The 17,150-nt window shown below is 46.7% G+C and carries 17 protein-coding genes; 15 read left to right on the top strand and 2 right to left on the bottom strand.

What is annotated here, in order from left to right:
- Positions 1-96: 96 nt before the first annotated feature.
- From HP568_RS06375 to HP568_RS06320, 12 genes are all read left to right on the top strand, one after another.
- The gene (locus tag HP568_RS06375; protein WP_048032738.1) at positions 97-999 is read left to right on the top strand and encodes a C40 family peptidase; all 903 of its coding nucleotides are present in this window, start codon (positions 97-99) and stop codon (positions 997-999) included.
- A 197-nt stretch (positions 1,000-1,196) separates the two neighbouring features.
- A complete protein-coding gene (locus HP568_RS06370) occupies positions 1,197-1,802 on the top strand; it encodes a TetR/AcrR family transcriptional regulator (RefSeq protein WP_017248223.1) in 606 nt (201 codons plus the stop codon).
- A 33-nt stretch (positions 1,803-1,835) separates the two neighbouring features.
- Positions 1,836-3,362, top strand: coding sequence for an o-succinylbenzoate--CoA ligase (locus HP568_RS06365; RefSeq protein ID WP_048032739.1), 1,527 nt, complete (start codon positions 1,836-1,838; stop codon positions 3,360-3,362).
- Positions 3,363-3,372: 10 nt separating this feature from the next.
- On the top strand, positions 3,373-3,789 hold the full coding sequence (locus tag HP568_RS06360) for a MaoC family dehydratase (RefSeq protein ID WP_048032740.1): 417 nt from the start codon (positions 3,373-3,375) through the stop codon (positions 3,787-3,789).
- Positions 3,786-4,832: a 3-oxoacyl-ACP synthase gene (locus HP568_RS06355; RefSeq protein ID WP_173628656.1), complete on the top strand. Its 1,047-nt coding sequence runs from the start codon at positions 3,786-3,788 to the stop codon at positions 4,830-4,832. Before HP568_RS06360 ends, HP568_RS06355 begins: the two co-directional genes overlap by 4 nt.
- A 67-nt stretch (positions 4,833-4,899) precedes the next feature.
- Positions 4,900-6,066, top strand: a complete 1,167-nt coding sequence (locus HP568_RS06350; protein ID WP_375154924.1) for a substrate-binding domain-containing protein — start codon at positions 4,900-4,902, stop codon at positions 6,064-6,066.
- Between the two features lie 12 nt (positions 6,067-6,078).
- A complete protein-coding gene (locus tag HP568_RS06345) occupies positions 6,079-6,849 on the top strand; it encodes an ABC transporter ATP-binding protein (protein WP_173628655.1) in 771 nt (256 codons plus the stop codon).
- Complete coding sequence (locus HP568_RS06340; RefSeq protein WP_173628654.1) at positions 6,833-7,534, top strand: ABC transporter ATP-binding protein; 702 nt, start codon at positions 6,833-6,835, stop codon at positions 7,532-7,534. The genes HP568_RS06345 and HP568_RS06340 overlap by 17 nt, the downstream gene beginning before the upstream one ends.
- Before the next feature lie 27 nt (positions 7,535-7,561).
- Positions 7,562-8,422: a branched-chain amino acid ABC transporter permease gene (locus HP568_RS06335; protein WP_173628653.1), complete on the top strand. Its 861-nt coding sequence runs from the start codon at positions 7,562-7,564 to the stop codon at positions 8,420-8,422.
- A gap of 7 nt (positions 8,423-8,429) precedes the next feature.
- Entirely contained in the window at positions 8,430-9,428 is a 999-nt protein-coding gene (locus HP568_RS06330) for a branched-chain amino acid ABC transporter permease (protein WP_173628652.1), read from the top strand.
- A gap of 137 nt (positions 9,429-9,565) precedes the next feature.
- On the top strand, positions 9,566-11,149 hold the full coding sequence (locus HP568_RS06325) for an acetate--CoA ligase (RefSeq protein ID WP_173628651.1): 1,584 nt from the start codon (positions 9,566-9,568) through the stop codon (positions 11,147-11,149).
- Positions 11,150-11,254: 105 nt separating this feature from the next.
- The gene (locus tag HP568_RS06320) at positions 11,255-12,070 is read left to right on the top strand and encodes a transglycosylase domain-containing protein (protein ID WP_048032747.1); all 816 of its coding nucleotides are present in this window, start codon (positions 11,255-11,257) and stop codon (positions 12,068-12,070) included.
- Positions 12,071-12,908: 838 nt separating this feature from the next.
- Here the strand turns inward: HP568_RS06320 and HP568_RS06315 are convergent.
- Complete coding sequence (locus tag HP568_RS06315) at positions 12,909-13,742, bottom strand: hypothetical protein (RefSeq protein WP_173628650.1); 834 nt, start codon at positions 13,740-13,742, stop codon at positions 12,909-12,911.
- A gap of 272 nt (positions 13,743-14,014) precedes the next feature.
- Between HP568_RS06315 and HP568_RS06310 the strand changes: the two genes are divergently transcribed.
- On the top strand, positions 14,015-14,263 hold the full coding sequence (locus HP568_RS06310; RefSeq protein ID WP_173628649.1) for a YuzF family protein: 249 nt from the start codon (positions 14,015-14,017) through the stop codon (positions 14,261-14,263).
- 70 nt (positions 14,264-14,333) lie between these two features.
- Positions 14,334-15,227 (top strand): manganese catalase family protein, encoded by an 894-nt coding sequence (locus HP568_RS06305; protein WP_173628648.1) that lies wholly within the window; start codon positions 14,334-14,336, stop codon positions 15,225-15,227.
- Positions 15,228-15,307: 80 nt separating this feature from the next.
- On the opposite strand, the gene xerS is transcribed toward HP568_RS06305, so the two are convergent.
- Entirely contained in the window at positions 15,308-16,420 is a 1,113-nt protein-coding gene (gene xerS, locus HP568_RS06300) for a tyrosine recombinase XerS (RefSeq protein ID WP_048032749.1), read from the bottom strand.
- A 146-nt stretch (positions 16,421-16,566) separates the two neighbouring features.
- On the opposite strand from xerS, the gene HP568_RS06295 reads away from it, so the two are divergent.
- Positions 16,567-16,944, top strand: coding sequence for a (2Fe-2S) ferredoxin domain-containing protein (locus tag HP568_RS06295; RefSeq protein WP_048035797.1), 378 nt, complete (start codon positions 16,567-16,569; stop codon positions 16,942-16,944).
- The last annotated feature ends 206 nt before the right edge of the window (positions 16,945-17,150 follow it).

Genomic DNA, 17,150 nt, shown 5'->3' with positions numbered 1-17,150 from the left:
TGGAAAATTTTACGGTCTTATCCTCCTGTTTCCTCCTGCGCTATTCTGTCCATGTACCCAAGACGGGTGCCACAACATGACATGGAGGAAAAGAAAGTGACGAAACGAGATTGGGTAATGAAGTCAACAGTAGCAGTCATGCTGAGTACGTCCCTGTTAATGGGTGGTCAAGCTGGAGTAGTGGCCGCTAAGACACAAGATTCAAAACAGTCAGAGGTTGCAAATATTGCTACTTCTTTGATCGGGAAGGATTACGAGTACAAAGCAAAGGGACCGAAGCAATTCGGATCAGCGGAGCTGGCTACGTATGCTTACAAACAAGTAGGGATTTCCATCGGGAGCACAATCTCTAGCCTGTACAAGACTGGGACGAAAGTATCCGAAAAAAGCGTGGTGCCAGGAGATTTGGTGTTCTTCGCTTCTAGCGGAAGCGGCAGCCCAACCTTTATGGGAATATACATAGGCAGTGATCAATTCGTTTATTCTTCGAAAGGGGAAGACGAGGTAGTTGTAAAAAAATATTCGGAGTACAGCAACAAATTTGTAGGGGCTCGTCGTGTTATTGATAGCAATTCCTCAGAGAATACGCCTAGCAAGCCAGAAAAGCCGGTAAGCAATATTGCCGACCAAGTCATTAAAAATGGCGAAAAGTATATGGGCACAAAATACAAATACGGGTCTAGCAGCAGTACGACTAAAACATTCGATTGCTCTTCCTTTACACAACGCGTCTTTAAAGAAGCGGGCATTACATTGCCGCGCGATTCCCGCCAGCAATCTACTGTGGGGAAATCTGTTTCCAAGAGCAATCTGCAAAAAGGTGATCTGATCTTCATGAAGGCATCGGTAACCAGTTCTTCTGATCGGATTACACACGTAGCTATTTATGCAGGGGATGGGAAAATCCTGCACACGTACGGTAGTCCTGGTGTGACTTATTCCAAGTACGATGGTACGAATTGGGAAAAGCGCACAGTTAAAATCAAGCGCGTCATTTAAGCATCAAATCCATTTCAGCTCTCGTGCATTCGCATGGGAGCTCTTGTAATATATATGACGTTTGTTCGTACAGATCGTTTCGCGTCAATTTCTGCCAATGGGAATCATACCGTTTTCCGTTCGCTGAAAATGAACATCGAGAAATGTGTTGTAATATTTTGAATTATACATATAATAAAAACTGAGAGGTGATTCAGGTGTCAGAAAATAGTCTGCCTACCCCTGTTTTAACCAAAAAAGGACAGGAGACCCGCAAAAAAATACTGGATGCCGCAGAGCATGTGTTTGGTGAGCTGGGCTATTATGATGCGTCTATCGTCTTGATCACACAGCATGCACAGGTGTCCCAAGGAACGTTTTACAATTATTTTGAGTCGAAGAAAGCGATTTATGATGAATTGATCAGGCAGCTGAGCAGAGAGCTTCGTTCAACGATCAAAGAAGCGATCATGGGTGCGACCACACAAGAAGAGAATTTGCGCCTGGGATTTCTGGCCTTTTTTCGTTGGATTAAACATCATCGCAACATGTACAGCATTATTCAACAGGCTGCCCTCGTCGATCAGGAGCTGTATCGCTGGTATTACGCCAAATTGGCAGCGGGGTACGTACGAAGTCTGAAAAACGCTATGAACGAAGGTGCGTTTCGGGAGATGGATCATGAGACGCTGGCTTATTGTCTCATGTCGATCGGACAATTCATCGGGATGCGTTGGGTTTACTGGGAAAATGAAGACGTACCGGAAGAGGTGTTAGAAACAGCCATGTCGATGATTATGAAAGGGATTGCTGCCAAGCCGTAACCGATCCATTTTATAGGCAAAGGAGTAGAGTTCATGCACGGAATTGCTTATTGGATTGAAAAGCGAGCCCGAATCACTCCGACGCGGATCGCAGTGATTGCCAACGATCAATCACTTACGTATCAGCAAATGAATGAGCAGATCCAACGTCTTGCCAACTATTTACGGCATGAGCTACAGGTCAAAAAGGGAGACAGGATCGGCATTTTGTCCCAGAACAGTTTGGAGTATGTGCTCTTGCTGTTTGCCATCGCCAAACTCGGTGCGATTGCCGTCCCCTTTAATATCCGCTTGACCCCTGCCGAATTAGACTATCAGTTTGAGGATAGTGGTATCCGTGTGTTATGTGCCCAGCCGGAATTCGCTGCCACGATTGAGCTGATCAAGGCGAAGGCCAGTATTGCGCACATGATATGGCTGGAACCGGGAGAGCTCCCTTGTAACCAGGATGACCCGAGTGAGTCATCCCAGCACAGTAGGACCGAGGCAGATGACGGCAGTGGAGATGATCCATACATCATTTGCTATACATCAGGAACGACAGGAAAGCCAAAGGGAGCAGTGCTCACCCAAGAAAATATGTTTTGGAACGCCGTACACAATGTAGCCGCGCTTGATCTCACCTCAGAAGACTGCTCGATTGTCTTATTGCCACTCTTTCATATCGGGGGAATCGGACTGTTTGCCTTCCCAACATGGCTTGCTGGCGGTCGCGTTGTTATCGCCGGGAAGTTCGACCCTGATAGAGCAATTCAATTAATGGAAACACACCGAGTCACCATCGTGATGGGTGTGCCCGCCATTCATGAAGCCATTCGTCAAAGTCCCTTATTTGCTACCACATCATTCGATTCCGTCCGTTGGTTTTACAACGGCGGCGCTCCATGCCCCATGGAACTCATCCAGCATTTTCAGGAGCGAGGCCTCCCTTTTGGACAAGGATACGGCCTAACAGAAACATCCCCCACCGTGTTTATGATTGCGAAGGAAGATGCAAAAAGAAAAGCCGGCTCAATCGGCAAGCCCGTTATGTTTTGTGAAGTCCGCCTGATCTCGGATGACGGAAAAGACGTGGGTCAGGGCGAAATCGGAGAACTGCTCGTCAAAGGTCCGAATGTGATGAAGGAGTACTGGAACAGACCAGAAGAAACAGCCAAGACCATCCGGGATGGCTGGCTGTACACAGGGGATTTGGCGCGTTTTGATGAAGAAGGGTTCGCCTATATCGTAGGCAGGCGCAAAGATATGATTATCTCAGGCGGGGAGAACATTTATCCGTTGGAGCTGGAGCAGGTCATCGGTGAGCTGGATGGCGTTCAGGAAGCCGCAGTCGTCGGTATACCCGATGAAAAATGGGGAGAGGTCGCGAAGGCGTTTATTGTGCCCAAATCAGGTGCAGTCATCACGGAAGCACACATCAAAGTACACTGTGAGCAAAGACTGGCGAAGTATAAAATCCCGAAGTCATTCGTGTTTTTAACCGAGCTGCCACGCAATGCAACAGGGAAAATCGTCAAGCAAGCATTGACCAGATTGAAGAGCGATTCCATTACGCAATGAGGTGATTCACATGGCGAGATTTGCAATAGGGGAACAAGCATCTTTTAGTAGAACGATTACGGAAACAGATATCGTCCTATTTGCGGGAATGAGTGGGGATTACAATCCGGTGCACATCGACCAACAGTACGCAAAAGACACGCGGTTTGGCCAGCGTATCTCACATGGACTGTTGACGGCGAGCATGTTGTCCAGATTGCTCGGGATGCAGTTGCCTGGCATCGGTTCCATTTACAAGGAGCAAACCATTCAGTTTACGGCTCCGGTATTGATTGGAGACACGATCACTGCGACCGCCACCGTGTTGGAATATCAGGAAGAGCGGGGGATAATCCGCTTGCTTACGGAATGTGCGAATCAACATGGAAAAGTAGTTCTGACTGGAACAGCGACGATGCTCGTACCGAGGGAAGGAGCGAAAGTATGAATCATTTTGATGCAAATACGATTCACGAGCAGACCATCGGAGTGGAAGCGACGTCCGTATTTTTTCCAGAGGGAGTAGAAACAGCCGAGCGATTGGCTGAAAAGACAGGAATCCCCATAAGAGTCATTATCGAAAAATTCGGTCTTTATCAAAAGCATGTCGCAGATGATACCCTTCATGCATCAGACCTCGCTGTGCTCGCTGCCCAACAGCTAACCGAATCGGTGATTGATCCATCTGAGATTGACGTGATTATTTACTTCGGCAGTCCGCACAAAGATTACTATGTATGGTCCAGCGCACCGAAGATTACATACGAACTTAAAGCAACAAACGCATACGGTTTCGAGATGATGAACGTCAGCTCGTGCTTTCCAATCGCCTTGAAGGTTGCCAAAGATATGCTGACGGCAGATGCATCCATTGAAAACATCTTGCTGGTTGCTGGCTGTAAGGAATCACAAATCGTCGATTACGACAATCCTCGCTCACGCTTCATGTTTAATTTTGCAGATGGGGGGACAGCGGCTCTCGTAAAGCGAGGTGCGACAAAGAGCAAAATTCTCCACAGCTGTGTCATTACCGATGGTTCTTTTCACGATGATATAAGGGTTCCCGCAGGCGGCTCGAGGCACCAACCTAGTCATGAAACGGTGGAAAACAGACTCCACTACATCGATGTGCCGAATCCGGTCGATATGAAAGAACGACTTGATCCCATCTCGATACCGAATTTTGTTCATGTAGTAGAGCAGGCATTGGCAAAAAGCAACCGTTCCTTGCAGGATTTGAAGCTGCTGCTTCCTTTGCACACAAAGCGTTCGATGTTCTTGGAGCTGTTGGAACGTTTGCAACTTCGCGAGGAGCAGGCTGTCTATCTCGATCATTACGGGCATTTGTCTGCACTCGATCCGTGTATTGGACTACATGTCGCACAGCAAGAGGGACGTCTGGCTCCAGGGGATATTGTCGTAGCTGTCAGTGCTGGAACTGGCTATACGTGGGCTGCAACGGTACTGGAATGGTTAGCCGAATCGCAATGAACAGTTTGACTCTTGAGGAGGAACGGACGTGAAAAGAAGAGGATGGAAAATGTTGCTCCCGCTAGCGATGTCAGTCGTGCTTGTTGTTGGTTGCAGTCAAAATGAAAGCGCTTCATCTGGTAGTAATACGATCAAGGTAGGTGTACTCGCTTCCCTTACGGGGCCATTGGAGAGCTACGGCAAGCAGACGGCAAGAGGTTTTGAGCTCGGACTCGATTATGCAACTGAGGGCAAGCGAGAGATCGCTGGTAAAAAGATCGAGTTTGTCGTGGAAGATACGGAGACGAAGCCGGATGTTGCCGTCCAAAAAGCGACGAAGCTTTTGGAGACGGACAAGGTAGATTTTCTCGTAGGCTCCTCGAGCTCAGGCGATACGCTAGCTGTCCTTCCCCTGGCAGAGGAGTACAAAAAAATCATGGTTGTAGAACCGGCTGTAGCAGATAGTATCACCGGGAAAAACTGGAACAAGTACATTTTCCGCACAGGTCGAAATTCTTCGCAGGACGCAGTTGCTGGTGCTGCGGCGATTGCTTCCAAAGGAACGAAGATCGCGACGATGGCCCAAGACAGCGCCTACGGTCGAGAAGGGATCGAAGCCTTTAAGACCGCGGCTGAAAAATTAGGGGCTGTCATCATCGAAGAGCAATACGTGGACACGAACACGACTGATTTTACAGCCAACATCCAAAAAATCATCAGCGCCAAACCCGAATATGTGTTCATCACGTGGGCAGGTTCGAACTCCCCGTGGAAACAGCTTCAAGATATGCAGGTTCAGCAAAAAGGCATCAAGGTATCTACGGGAGCACCTGATATCGCTGCCTTGAAAACGATGGAGGCTATGATCGGAATGGAAGGTTTCTCGGTGTATTACCATTCGCTCCCGAAAACGAAAATGAACGATTGGCTCATCGATGAGCACAAGAAGCGTTTTCATGGCGAGATTCCAGATTTATTTACGGCAGGTGGGATGACAGCAGCCGTAGCGATTGTGGAAGCACTGAAAAAGACCAACGCTGATACAGATTCGGAAAAGCTGATTGCTACGATGGAAGGCATGACCTTTGATACGCCGAAGGGCCAGATGCAGTTCCGGGCGGAGGACCATCAGGCACTGCAAACGTTGTACGCGATCAAACTGGAGAAAAAAGACGGAGTCGATCATCCTGTGCCTGTACTCGTCCGGGAGATGACGATTGAAGAGACAGCACCACCTGTCAGGAACCAGAAGTAGAGGAGGTGTGTGATGAGTTACTTGTTGGAAACGGTTGACCTCAGCGTAGCATTCGGGGAGCAAACAGTCATAAACAAGGTATCGCTACGAATACCGAAGCAGCGATTTACGTCGATCATCGGACCAAATGGAGCAGGAAAGACGACATTGTTTAACTTGTTAAGCGGACAGCTTACTCCATCGCAAGGAACGATCAAGTACAAGGGGCAAGAAATTACACACTTGCCCCCAGCAGCACGAACGAGATTGGGTATTGGCCGTTCGTTTCAATTGACAAACCTATTTCCCAAGCTAACGGTGCGGGAAAATATTCGATTAGCAGTGCAAGCCGCACAGGGCGTTCGGTTTCGTTTATGGATTTCCCAAGGAGATCAGATGCGACAGACTGAGGAAGTCGAGCGATTGCTGCATCTGGTATTGCTGGAAAAAAAGGCGGATGTGCAGGCAAGCTTACTGGCTCATGGGGAGAAACGAAAGCTGGAGCTAGCCATGCTTCTTGGACTGCGTCCAGATGTTCTCTTACTCGACGAACCGACGGCGGGGATTTCGTTGGAAGAAGTCCCCGCTGTATTGAAGGTGATCGAATCGATTAAGGAAAGCCATTCTTGTACGATCATCCTAATTGAACACAAGATGGACATGGTCAAATCACTCTCCGATCACATGGTCGTTCTGTTTCATGGAGAGCTATTGGCTGAGGGGACACCGACTGACATGATGCGAAATGAACAGGTGCAGTCAGCCTACTTGGGAGGGTTGTATAAGCATGATGCTGCAACTTGATCAGATCGAAACGTACCTCGACCAGTTTCACATCTTGCAGGGTGTCTCGCTATCCGTGCAAGCGGGCAGTATTACCGTTTTGTTTGGTCGAAACGGAGCGGGTAAAACAACGACGCTTCGTTCCATCATGGGGCTTGCCCCGATACGTCATGGCCAAATCCGCTATCTAGGAGAAGAAATCGGACATCTGCCGACCTATTCCATTGCGCGTAAGGGGATTGGCTATGTGCCCGAGAATCAAGGAATTTTTCATGATTTTACGGTAGAAGAGACGTTCCGGCTCGTCATGCAAAAGAATGACGACGAACAAAAAGAAAAGCTCGCGTGGATGCTGGATCTATTCCCTGATCTGCGTCACTACTGGAAAAAGAAAAGTGGGCACTTAAGCGGTGGTCAAAAGCAAATGCTGGCGATTGCACGAGCTTATGTGAACAGCAACGGACTCTTGTTAATTGACGAGCCGAGCAAGGGACTGGCGCCCATCATGGTGGAAAAGCTCATGTTCCACATCGATTCGATGAAGCAGAAAACGACCGTACTTTTAGTTGAGCAAAACTTTATGATGGCGAGCATGATCGGCGAGCAGTACTACTTGATGGATGAAGGGAAAATTGTCCGCGGTGGCGCGATGCAGGAGTTGAAGGATGATGCAGATACACGACAAAAGTATTTGGGCATTGCCTGAGCGTATAACAGGGAGGGGGAGGATGAAATGGATGTCGCGACTAATTTGCTTGTAAATGGACTGGCGACAGGCACACTCATTTTCTTGCTCGCTTCCGGGCTCACGTTGATCTTTGGCTTAATGAGTGTATTGAACTTTGCTCACGGTGGTTTGTTTGCCTGGGGAGCTTTTGCTGGTGTATGGCTTTTCGGATTGACGGATAGCTTTCTTCTGGCCATCGTAGGGGCTGTAGCCATTGGTATGCTGCTTGGCTTCGTGTTAGAGCGCGTGCTGATCCGTCCCGTGTACGGTGATCACATTCAGCAACTGCTCGTGACATTGGGCGGGATGCTCGTAATAAGTGAACTGCTCAAGGTATTTTGGAGCCCCAATCCCATTCGGGCGGTATTACCAGATTATTTGCAAGGGAGCATCGAGCTTGGCGACATCATATTGATCACATATCGCTTGTTCGTCATCGCAGTGGGAATAGTTGTGTACGTCGGGTTGCACCTGTTATTGACGCGAACCAGACTAGGCTTGATCGTCAGAGCGGGTGTCATCGATAAGGAAATGGTGCAGGCACTCGGCATCAATATTAAACGAGTGTTTACTTTCGTCTTTTTGCTGGGGGCAGGCATGGCCGCGCTCGGAGGAAGTCTGCTGGCCCCGTATTCGGGGGTTATTTTTGCGGAAATGGGTATGCAGTATGCGATTCTGGCATTCATCGTCGTCATTGTCGGAGGGATGGGAAGCGTTCAAGGCTCTATGATTGCGGCGCTTTTAGTAGGGGTGCTTGGCTCGTTTATGGCTTACTTCGTTCCAGAGCTTTCACTGGCAGTGAATATGCTGCTGATGCTGGCAGTGCTGCTTATCAAACCATCCGGCCTGTTTGGAGCGAAGGGGTGATCATGCGTTGACTACGTCCGGATTGTTGAACCATCGATTTATTGTTTTTGTCTTTCTATCCTTGGCGGTTTTGCCGATTCTTTCTGACTCGCGAAGCATGTACATCTTGTTCACCCAAATCTTTATCTTTGCGATTTTTGCGATGAGCTTTGATTTGTTGCTTGGCTATACGGGGATCGTCTCATTCGGACACTGTATGTTTTTCGGAATAGGTGCGTACTCCGTGTCTTTATTCCTGAAAAATTTTGAGGCGACGATCAGTTATTTCTTGCTTGGCGTACTCGTTGCTATCGTGCTCTCCGGTATTCTCAGCTATGTGATCGGGATGCTGTCCTTGCGATTGAAAAGTCATTTTTATGCGATGCTGACCTTGGCGATTTCCCAACTGCTATTCGTGTTGGCAGAAAAATGGCGCTCGCTGACGATGGGTGGCGATGGCTTCACCTTCCCGGTGCCTGAGCTGTTTCGTGATCGTTTGTCCTTTTACTATGTATGCCTAATGCTAATGGTCATGCTGTTCGTCATCTTGCGGGCGTTTACGCGCTCTCCACTCGGAAAGGTACTGAAAGCCATCGGTCAAAATGAACAACGCGCGGAAGCATTAGGCTATCAAATTCTTCATTATAAGGTAATCGTCAGCATTGTCGCTGGAGTGGTTGCTGCAATTAGTGGAGGCTTGTACGCGGTCATGCTGCGATTCGTAAACACCCAGGTATTTTCGATTGAAACGACGCTGGATGCGCTCTTAATGAGCATGATCGGTGGGCTGGGAACGCTATTTGGCTCTATTTTGGGGTCGGGGATCGTGGAGCTGGCGCATCACGGGCTGACTGAGTTGGCGAAGCTTCACCCCATATTCGAGAGATGGGTCATCTTCCTTGGCTTGCTCTATATTTTGGTCGTGCTCTGCTTTCCGAGCGGAATTGTCGGCAGCTTTCAAGAGTGGAGGGAAAAAAGAAAACAGCGTTCTGGGCAGGCTGCAACGATCACGGAGCAAGTAGAGTGACAGGAATAAAGAAGGGAGGTCAACCCCATGCAAAAGGTTGGCCTTTTTTTGTCCCATTTTTGTCGAAAGAAAAAGGTAAGAATTATAGTTATGTCGAATTATTATTCATCACTCTTAGAAAAGGTGGAGATGTGCCTATGGAACTAAACATGCCAGTGAACTATAACTTCGCTGCCCAGGTGGACGAATGGGCGAAAAAACATCCGGAGAGACGAGCGGTTTGGGAGCTAGATGAACAAGGTCAAGAAAGTATCCTTACGTACGAATATTTGCGCCAATATTCAAACAAAATCGCAAATGGTCTAGGTTCCATTGGAATTGAGCATGGGGATCGGGTACTCGTCCTGGTTTCCCGAGGAACATTGGCTTATGGTCTCTATTTGGCACTGCTGAAGCTGGGGGCAGTGATTTTGCCAGGGTCAGAGATGCTGCGTTCCAAAGATATCGAGTACCGGATCAATCATGCAAAAGTCAAGGCTGTGATCAGCTTCGCGGGAGCAATGAGTGAGGTTGATCTGACGAGAGGTAACTGTTCTACACTGCAACACTACATCACGACTGGCGAAGAGAAAGAAGGGTGGATTTCGCTTGAGGGGTTGCTCCAGGGGCAGGACACAGAATTTGAGGTAGTAAACACGAAGTCGGATGAGCTGGCCTTCCTGTCTTATACATCAGGGACGACTGGGGGACCAAAAGGGGTTATGCACGTTCACGGTTGGCCGTTTGCGCATTTGGCTGTGGCCGCTACGCAGTGGCTGGACGTTCGTGAAGGTGACGTCGTTTGGGCAACGGCTGGGCCTGGTTGGGCCAAGTGGATCTGGAGCCCGTTTGTCTCTACGTTAGGGCTGGGAGCGACTGCGTTTGTCTATAAAGGAAAGTTTTCTGCGGAAAATTATTTGACAATTCTGCAAAAGTATCCGGTTTCTGTCTTGTGTGCGACGCCAACCGAGTATAGAATCATGGCAAAAGTAACGGATTTGGAACAATACAAGCTGTCCGCTTTGCGCTCCGCATGTTCCGCCGGTGAACCGCTCAATCGGGAAGTGATCGACACATTCCGCCGCGTATTCCATTTGACCGTGCGAGACGGATACGGACAGACAGAGAATACTTTGCTGGTGGGTACCTTTGTCGGCATGGAGCCGAGGCCAGGTTCGATGGGCAAGCCATCGCCAGTTGTAAGGATCGCTATTATTGACGAAGAAGGAGCCGAGCTGCCGGTAGGTAAAGTGGGCGATATTGCCATTGATCGCCATATGGTAGCGCTGTTCAAAGGCTATCTGGATGATCCCCAGCGAACAGCCAGAGCGTTTCGCGGCGACTGGTACGTGACGGGTGACCAAGGTCGCATGGACGAAGATGGCTACATCTGGTTCGAAGGACGTTCAGACGACATTATCATCTCAGGTGGATATACAATTGGTCCGTTTGAAGTCGAGGATGCGTTGGTGAAGCACGCGGCAGTAGCGGAATGTGCGGCGGTTGCTAGTCCAGATCCAGAGCGTGGTCATGTGGTAAAAGCCTTTGTCATCCTGAAAAAAGGGAATGAGCCATCCGAAGCGTTGATCGGGGAATTGCAAAACCATGTGAAGCAATTAACAGCTCCGTATAAATACCCGCGCAAAATCGAATTTGTACAGGAACTGCCGAAGACGACCTCCGGTAAAATCAGACGGATCGAGCTGCGACAGCAGGAGGCACAGCAAGATCAGCATTCGTAATGGTTTGTCTTACGAAATTGTAAGATTGCTGTAAGTGGATTCGATGGGACGAAATGCGCGCATCCCCTACAATGTGAGTAGAAGCAAGGCAAGGGGGAATGCAGCATGAACCACCTTCCAATCCCATTAGGAAGAAACACCGACTTGTATGAAGCGGCAAGCATGCCCAAGAGCATCAAGAATCTCGGTGTTCGTTGGAAAAAACGACTGCGTATCAGTTTTCTCGTGATCATGATGGTAGCCATCCTGGCACCGATCGTGCTCGCGTGGACAGGGAATATATGGATAGATGAAAAAAAGCTGGCTGCTGTACAGCAATCCAATAGCTATGTAAAGCTGGACGAAATGCCCGACCATGTGTGGAAGGCGTTCGTTGCGATAGAGGATCACCGGTTTATGCAGCATCCAGGGGTTGACCCGATTGGATTGAGCCGGGCAATCTGGGTGGATATCAAGGAAGGTGCCTACGTGCAGGGCGGAAGTACGATTACCATGCAGTTGGCGCGGAACCTGTTTCTGACGAACGATAAAACGATGACCAGAAAAGGGAAGGAAATCGCGATCGCTTTGCAATTGGAACAGCGATACAGCAAAAAAGAACTGCTCGAAATGTACCTCAACGTTATTTATTTCGGGCACGGAAAATACGGGATTGGCGAAGCTGTTCCCTTTTACTTCGGAAAAAAAGCAACAGAAACAGGGGATCGAGCGGTAACACTGGGAGAAGCGGCAATGCTGGCTTCTTTACCAAAAGGACCAGAGCGTTACTCCCCGATAAAGAACTGGGACCGAGCCAAAGAACGGCAAGCGGTTGTGTTGGACCGGATGAAAGAGTTAGATGTGATTGATCAAACGGAAAGTACGTTGGCGAAAAAGGAGCAAATCGCAGTAGTTCCCGCTGTCAAACGTGTAGCAAATTAAATAGAAAGCAAGAGAATCCCCTGTCTGGTTGGCAGGGGATCGTTGTTTTGGAATCGAATTACCTCAAAACGGTTAGGACTAAAAATTTTAAGCTGTGAATTATTTTGTGGAAAATTTAATATTAACATAAAAATCAAAAAAGCATTTTGTATAAATACTTGATTATATTCTACCAAACCCTCCTAAGGTAAGGAGTAAGAATATTTAATGTAGACATGTAGAGTTTGCGGGTACAATGGATTGAATTAACACCTATATACGTGAGATAGGGCATGCAAGTCAAAAAAGTTATCACTGTTGTGGTTATCAGTCAGGTTCTCACGACGATGCTATAGATGAACCATTTACTATTGAGGAGTTTAGAGGGCTATGGTTAGAGAACGGGGCGAAGTGGGGTAGCAGGTTTAGTCCCAATCCCTAAACGGGGATGTCAAGCAACAATTAAAAATGATAGGTATCAATATCTAAATAACTCAGTATATTTAATATTTCTTTATACGGGAATAGGCTGCAGCCATAGACTAGGGAATGCAGCCTTTCGTGTGCCTTAAAATCTAAGAGAAACAAAACACTTATGACATTTAAATATCAGAAGTCAGAAGAAGGTTTTAGAATTCCTGAATTTATATGAGGCGATGGACCTATATGCTGTAATTTGAATGTTTTTATGGATGCATTGCTCTTTGCGTTAATACAGGATCGGGATAGTTATTATAGGAATTTGGTACCGAATGAATGGTGTAACCTATGTACAGTTAGGTTTGGTTTGCCAAAGGTAGTAGCATATTTCTCAACCATTATTTCTTTTTTGATTATGTTTATTACATATTCTCAAAGTCTAACGTCCTAGAGGTTTTTCACGCAAACGAGGTAATAGAAATAAAAAGACAACTTGGATAACGGTAAATACTATTCCTCCATAATTAAAAATAAATAGAACCGGAGATGCCAATAATATAATTGAAGTGATAAATCTAATAATACTTAGTAAGGAAAAATTTATTTTGCTTTCAGCAATAATCTCCATACTCGCAAAAATTGAGAGAATCCAAAGAACGAGAGCGAAACCATAAATCATTATTAACAACTTGTCTAAATCAGAGGTGCTTGTTGTAAATGAATACAACCAAATCAAAATTAAAAAAATCGTAACAATAATTAGTAAAGCCAAAAATAACGGCTGTGTAACATGTTTTAACAATGAGACGAAATATAATAACTTACCAAAAGGACCATCAAAATCATAGTCCTCTTCGTTAATTATGCTAAGTTTACGTCTAAAGTCCGAAATCTTATTATCAATTTCTAAAGTTATAGTAGCGAGATCATCTCCTAACTTTAGTTGGCAGAAACGATTTAATCTTGTTAAAAGACTAGGACTAATAATAATACTAACTTCAGCAGTCTTTTTATATAGTTTTTCTAGAGAGTCTGTTGTTCCATGTAATAAGTATAATTGAACACTGTACTTTAGCTCAGTGTACGCAATCACTTTCGAAGAGAGATCCTTGATGAGTTTTTCTTGTGCTTCTTTGGAACGTTGTGCACAAACTTTATAAAGCCATATAAGTAGAACTATAAATAGTACAATACAAAAGAAGAGAACTGAGTTCCTACCTAATAAGTCAAACAATGTAGCCCACAATACTGATAACGGATTAATGTTTAACACTTCAATACTCCTACAGGATAGAATGTGTCATGTTTTGAGTTCATGATACCATGTTTTGGTAGTACATCAAATGTAATTATAAATAATTTTATTCCGTATTTTTATGTATCCGATATATAAGGATCCAGAGAGTCCGTTAGGTTTGTTGACGTTAACATTACTCTATTTTTGACAGAAGCTTGCTCCGTGAAGAAACTTCCTATGCACTCACCCATCCCAACCCTTGGGCATAAAATACAGGGAGGAACTACAGGAAGGAGTCCAAAAACGTCATGAGTTCGTATCCTTTTCAGACACAAGCACAACCAGCGTCGAGTACCCCCTCTATGAATTCCTTCATTGACCCTTATTTGTACCAGACGTTGCAGAGTGTTATAAAGCGTGAAGCTGCCATTCAAACAACCCAGGGAAATGTCCGTGGAATCGTTGTCGATGTGCTACCTGACCATGTGGTACTACAGACGGGAGGTTCTACGTTTTTTGTACGCATACAACAGATCGTCTGGGTCATGCCGTTTTAAACTGGTATGAAACAACCCTTCGCCCACATAAAACAGTACAGGTAGGTGCAAAACGGGGGAGGGAAGCAGGTTGTTTACTCGTATCAACAGGTTGGCAATTGAGCTGCCAGAACCGGCTTATGGAGATGCCAACGCCGCTGCGGCCGTCCAGGAGCTATTGGGCGGTCGTTTTGGTGAGATGTCAACGCTAAACAATTATTTGTTCCAATCCTTCAACTTTCGTGGAAAGAGCAAACTAAAGCCTTTTTATGATTTAGTCGCCAGCATTACAGCGGAAGAAGTCGGGCATGTGGAGCTGGTCTCCAACGCAATCAATTTGTGCATGAAAGGGATTACTCGTCCGGGGGACCCTGATACGACTCCACTAAATAACGGATTAAATAAGCGTAATACGTACCATTTTATTGCGACCGCGCAAACCGCGATGCCAGGAGACTCCATGGGAAAATCATGGACAGGTGATTACGTATTCTCGAGCGGGAATCTGGTGCTTGATCTTTTGCACAACTTTTTTCTGGAGTGCGGAGCGCGTACTCACAAGATGAGGGTGTACGAAATGACGGATCATCCCACAGCTCGGGCCATGATCGGTTACTTGCTCGTCCGAGGGGGCGTCCATATCGTAGCGTACGCCAAGGCGTTGGAGATCGCTACGGGTGTGGATATGACGAAAATGCTGCCTGTTCCCGATCTGGATAACACACAATTCGATGCCACTCACCCGTATATCGCGATGGGATTGAATCGCAAGTTGTTTACGTTCAGCTATCAGGACTATCAGGATATCGCCATGATTTGGCGCGGCCCTTTGCCTGATGGTGGAACAGCAGAGGTCATTCAAGGCGTCCCGGATGGCGGCCCTGTTCCGGACTTGGATGAACTGCCAGAAGAATTTGCGCCAGGTGTATCGCGGGAAGATTTTATGAAAATCGCGGAACGCTTGCAAAGGTCAGCGGGGATGTAGATGGAATGGAAAAAGCACGAAAAAAAGTGACCAGTCGGCTGTGGTGTGCAGATTGGTCACTTGTTCTTGTTGAGGCAGTCTTACGTTGTCCGGTTCACAGCCTTGCCCAAAGCATCTTCTAATACATGGGCATACTGCATGGTCGTTTCAATTTTGGAGTGCCCCAGTTGTGCTTGGAGCTGATGGGGGTCAGGGTTCAACCGGAGAAACTGTGTAGCAAAGCTGTGACGAAGCTTATGGACAGACAAATCGGGGATGCCGAATGCTTTGGCATACTTTTTGACCAGCTTTTGGACAGACCGCACTTCAATGCGATGCCCATTTGGATTGGTAGGGGAAACAGCGAGAAAAACAGCGTCCTCTTGCGGTTCGGGATTGTATTTGTCACGCACCTGCAAGTATTTGGCTAAGTACTCCTTACCCCAATCACTGAAAAAAGGAGCGTCCTCTTTCTTTCCTTTGCGAATCAATTTCAACTGGTTTTTTTCCATAATAATGTCGGATAGATCGAGACTGACGATCTCTGACACTCGGAAGCCACCGGAGAGAATCATCGCGATCAAGGCAGTATCCCGGTCGCGGTTTTGCATGTGATACTGCTTCTTTTTCTCCGTATCACAATGGGCTAGATATCCGTTGTAGACAAAATCGACGAACTGATAGATTTCGTCGTCAATCAGGATTTTTGCCCGAATGGCATGGGCGCGCGCGAGGGGAGTCAGCTCCGTGATCTCCAGCTCGATTTTGGCGAGTACATTCCGCGTCAAATACGATTCCCCATTCTCGTCTTCAGCGAGAGCGGATAAGTAATGAAAAAGCGATTTCAGGCTCGATATTTTTCTGCTGATCGTACGGTCGCTGTACTCTTTCTTCGCGCTTTTGGTAGGGTTCGAGAGCAAAGCAGATCGCTCATACAAATGCGACTCCTGCAAGTATAAGATGTAGCTTTCAACCGTTTCCTTCTTCAAGTCATTCAAGTCGCTTAACGGAATGTCCTTCATATCCGCTGCGGTACTTAATCCTTCTGTCATCATCCAGCGAAAGAAAAAAGAGAAATCGCGAAGGTATCCAAGCAAGGTGGAGGGGGAATTCTTTTTTGCTTTTTTATGCTCAATAAACTTTTCGACATACCATGGGTAGGAGCCGACTGTTTGCAAAAGCTGCAAGGCATCGCGCTGTTTGGTAACGGACATGCTTTCACCACCAACATCTTTTTGTAAATCGTATACGAACATATATTCTATCAAAAACCAAACGTTCTGGGAATTGCAAATTGAGCAAGAAACCGTCATGATGGGGAGTGTGGATGGATATTGGACAAGAACGGAGTGGATATGAAGTGGCAACATGGGACTTATCTCAGACAAAGCATCACGTGCTGATTTGTAATGGTGGAAGCTGTATGCGCAAGGGTGGCGAAGAGGTTACGGTAGCGATACGCGAAGCGATTACCAACGCAGGCTTGGATGACTATGTACATACAACTCGCACGCGCTGCAACGGGCGATGTGAGGACGCATGCGTGATGATCGTGTACCCTGAGGGAATCTGGTATGAAAACGTGACGCCAGAGGATGCACAGATGTTGGTGGAAGAGCATTTTCAAAATGGCAGACCAGTAGAGGCCTTGATGACACATCGCTTCGAAACAAACGGTTTTGTGCGTACGATCGACACCAAGCCTGGTATCTTAAAATCACAAAAGGCAAAAAAATGAAGAAAAGGCCACGATCTGCTCATAGGAAGCTAGAGAGTGGTTTTTTCATTTTCAGGAGTCTACGAATTACGACAAAAGGAGAAAGTAGGAGAGATGACAGCATCGAAAGGAAAATGATTGAAAGCGTTAACAATATGTCTTTGTGATGTGGACGTTTTAAGTAAATGGTGGTAAAATGTTTGTAGATTAAGTTGATTTTATGCGAA

Origin of the sequence: Brevibacillus sp. MS2.2 (assembly GCF_013284345.1) — a bacterium.
In the GTDB taxonomy this organism is placed as follows: domain Bacteria; phylum Bacillota; class Bacilli; order Brevibacillales; family Brevibacillaceae; genus Brevibacillus; species Brevibacillus brevis_C.
The sequence above is the reverse complement of the archived record's forward strand: the minus strand, read 5'-3'. Positions and strand labels throughout refer to the sequence as shown.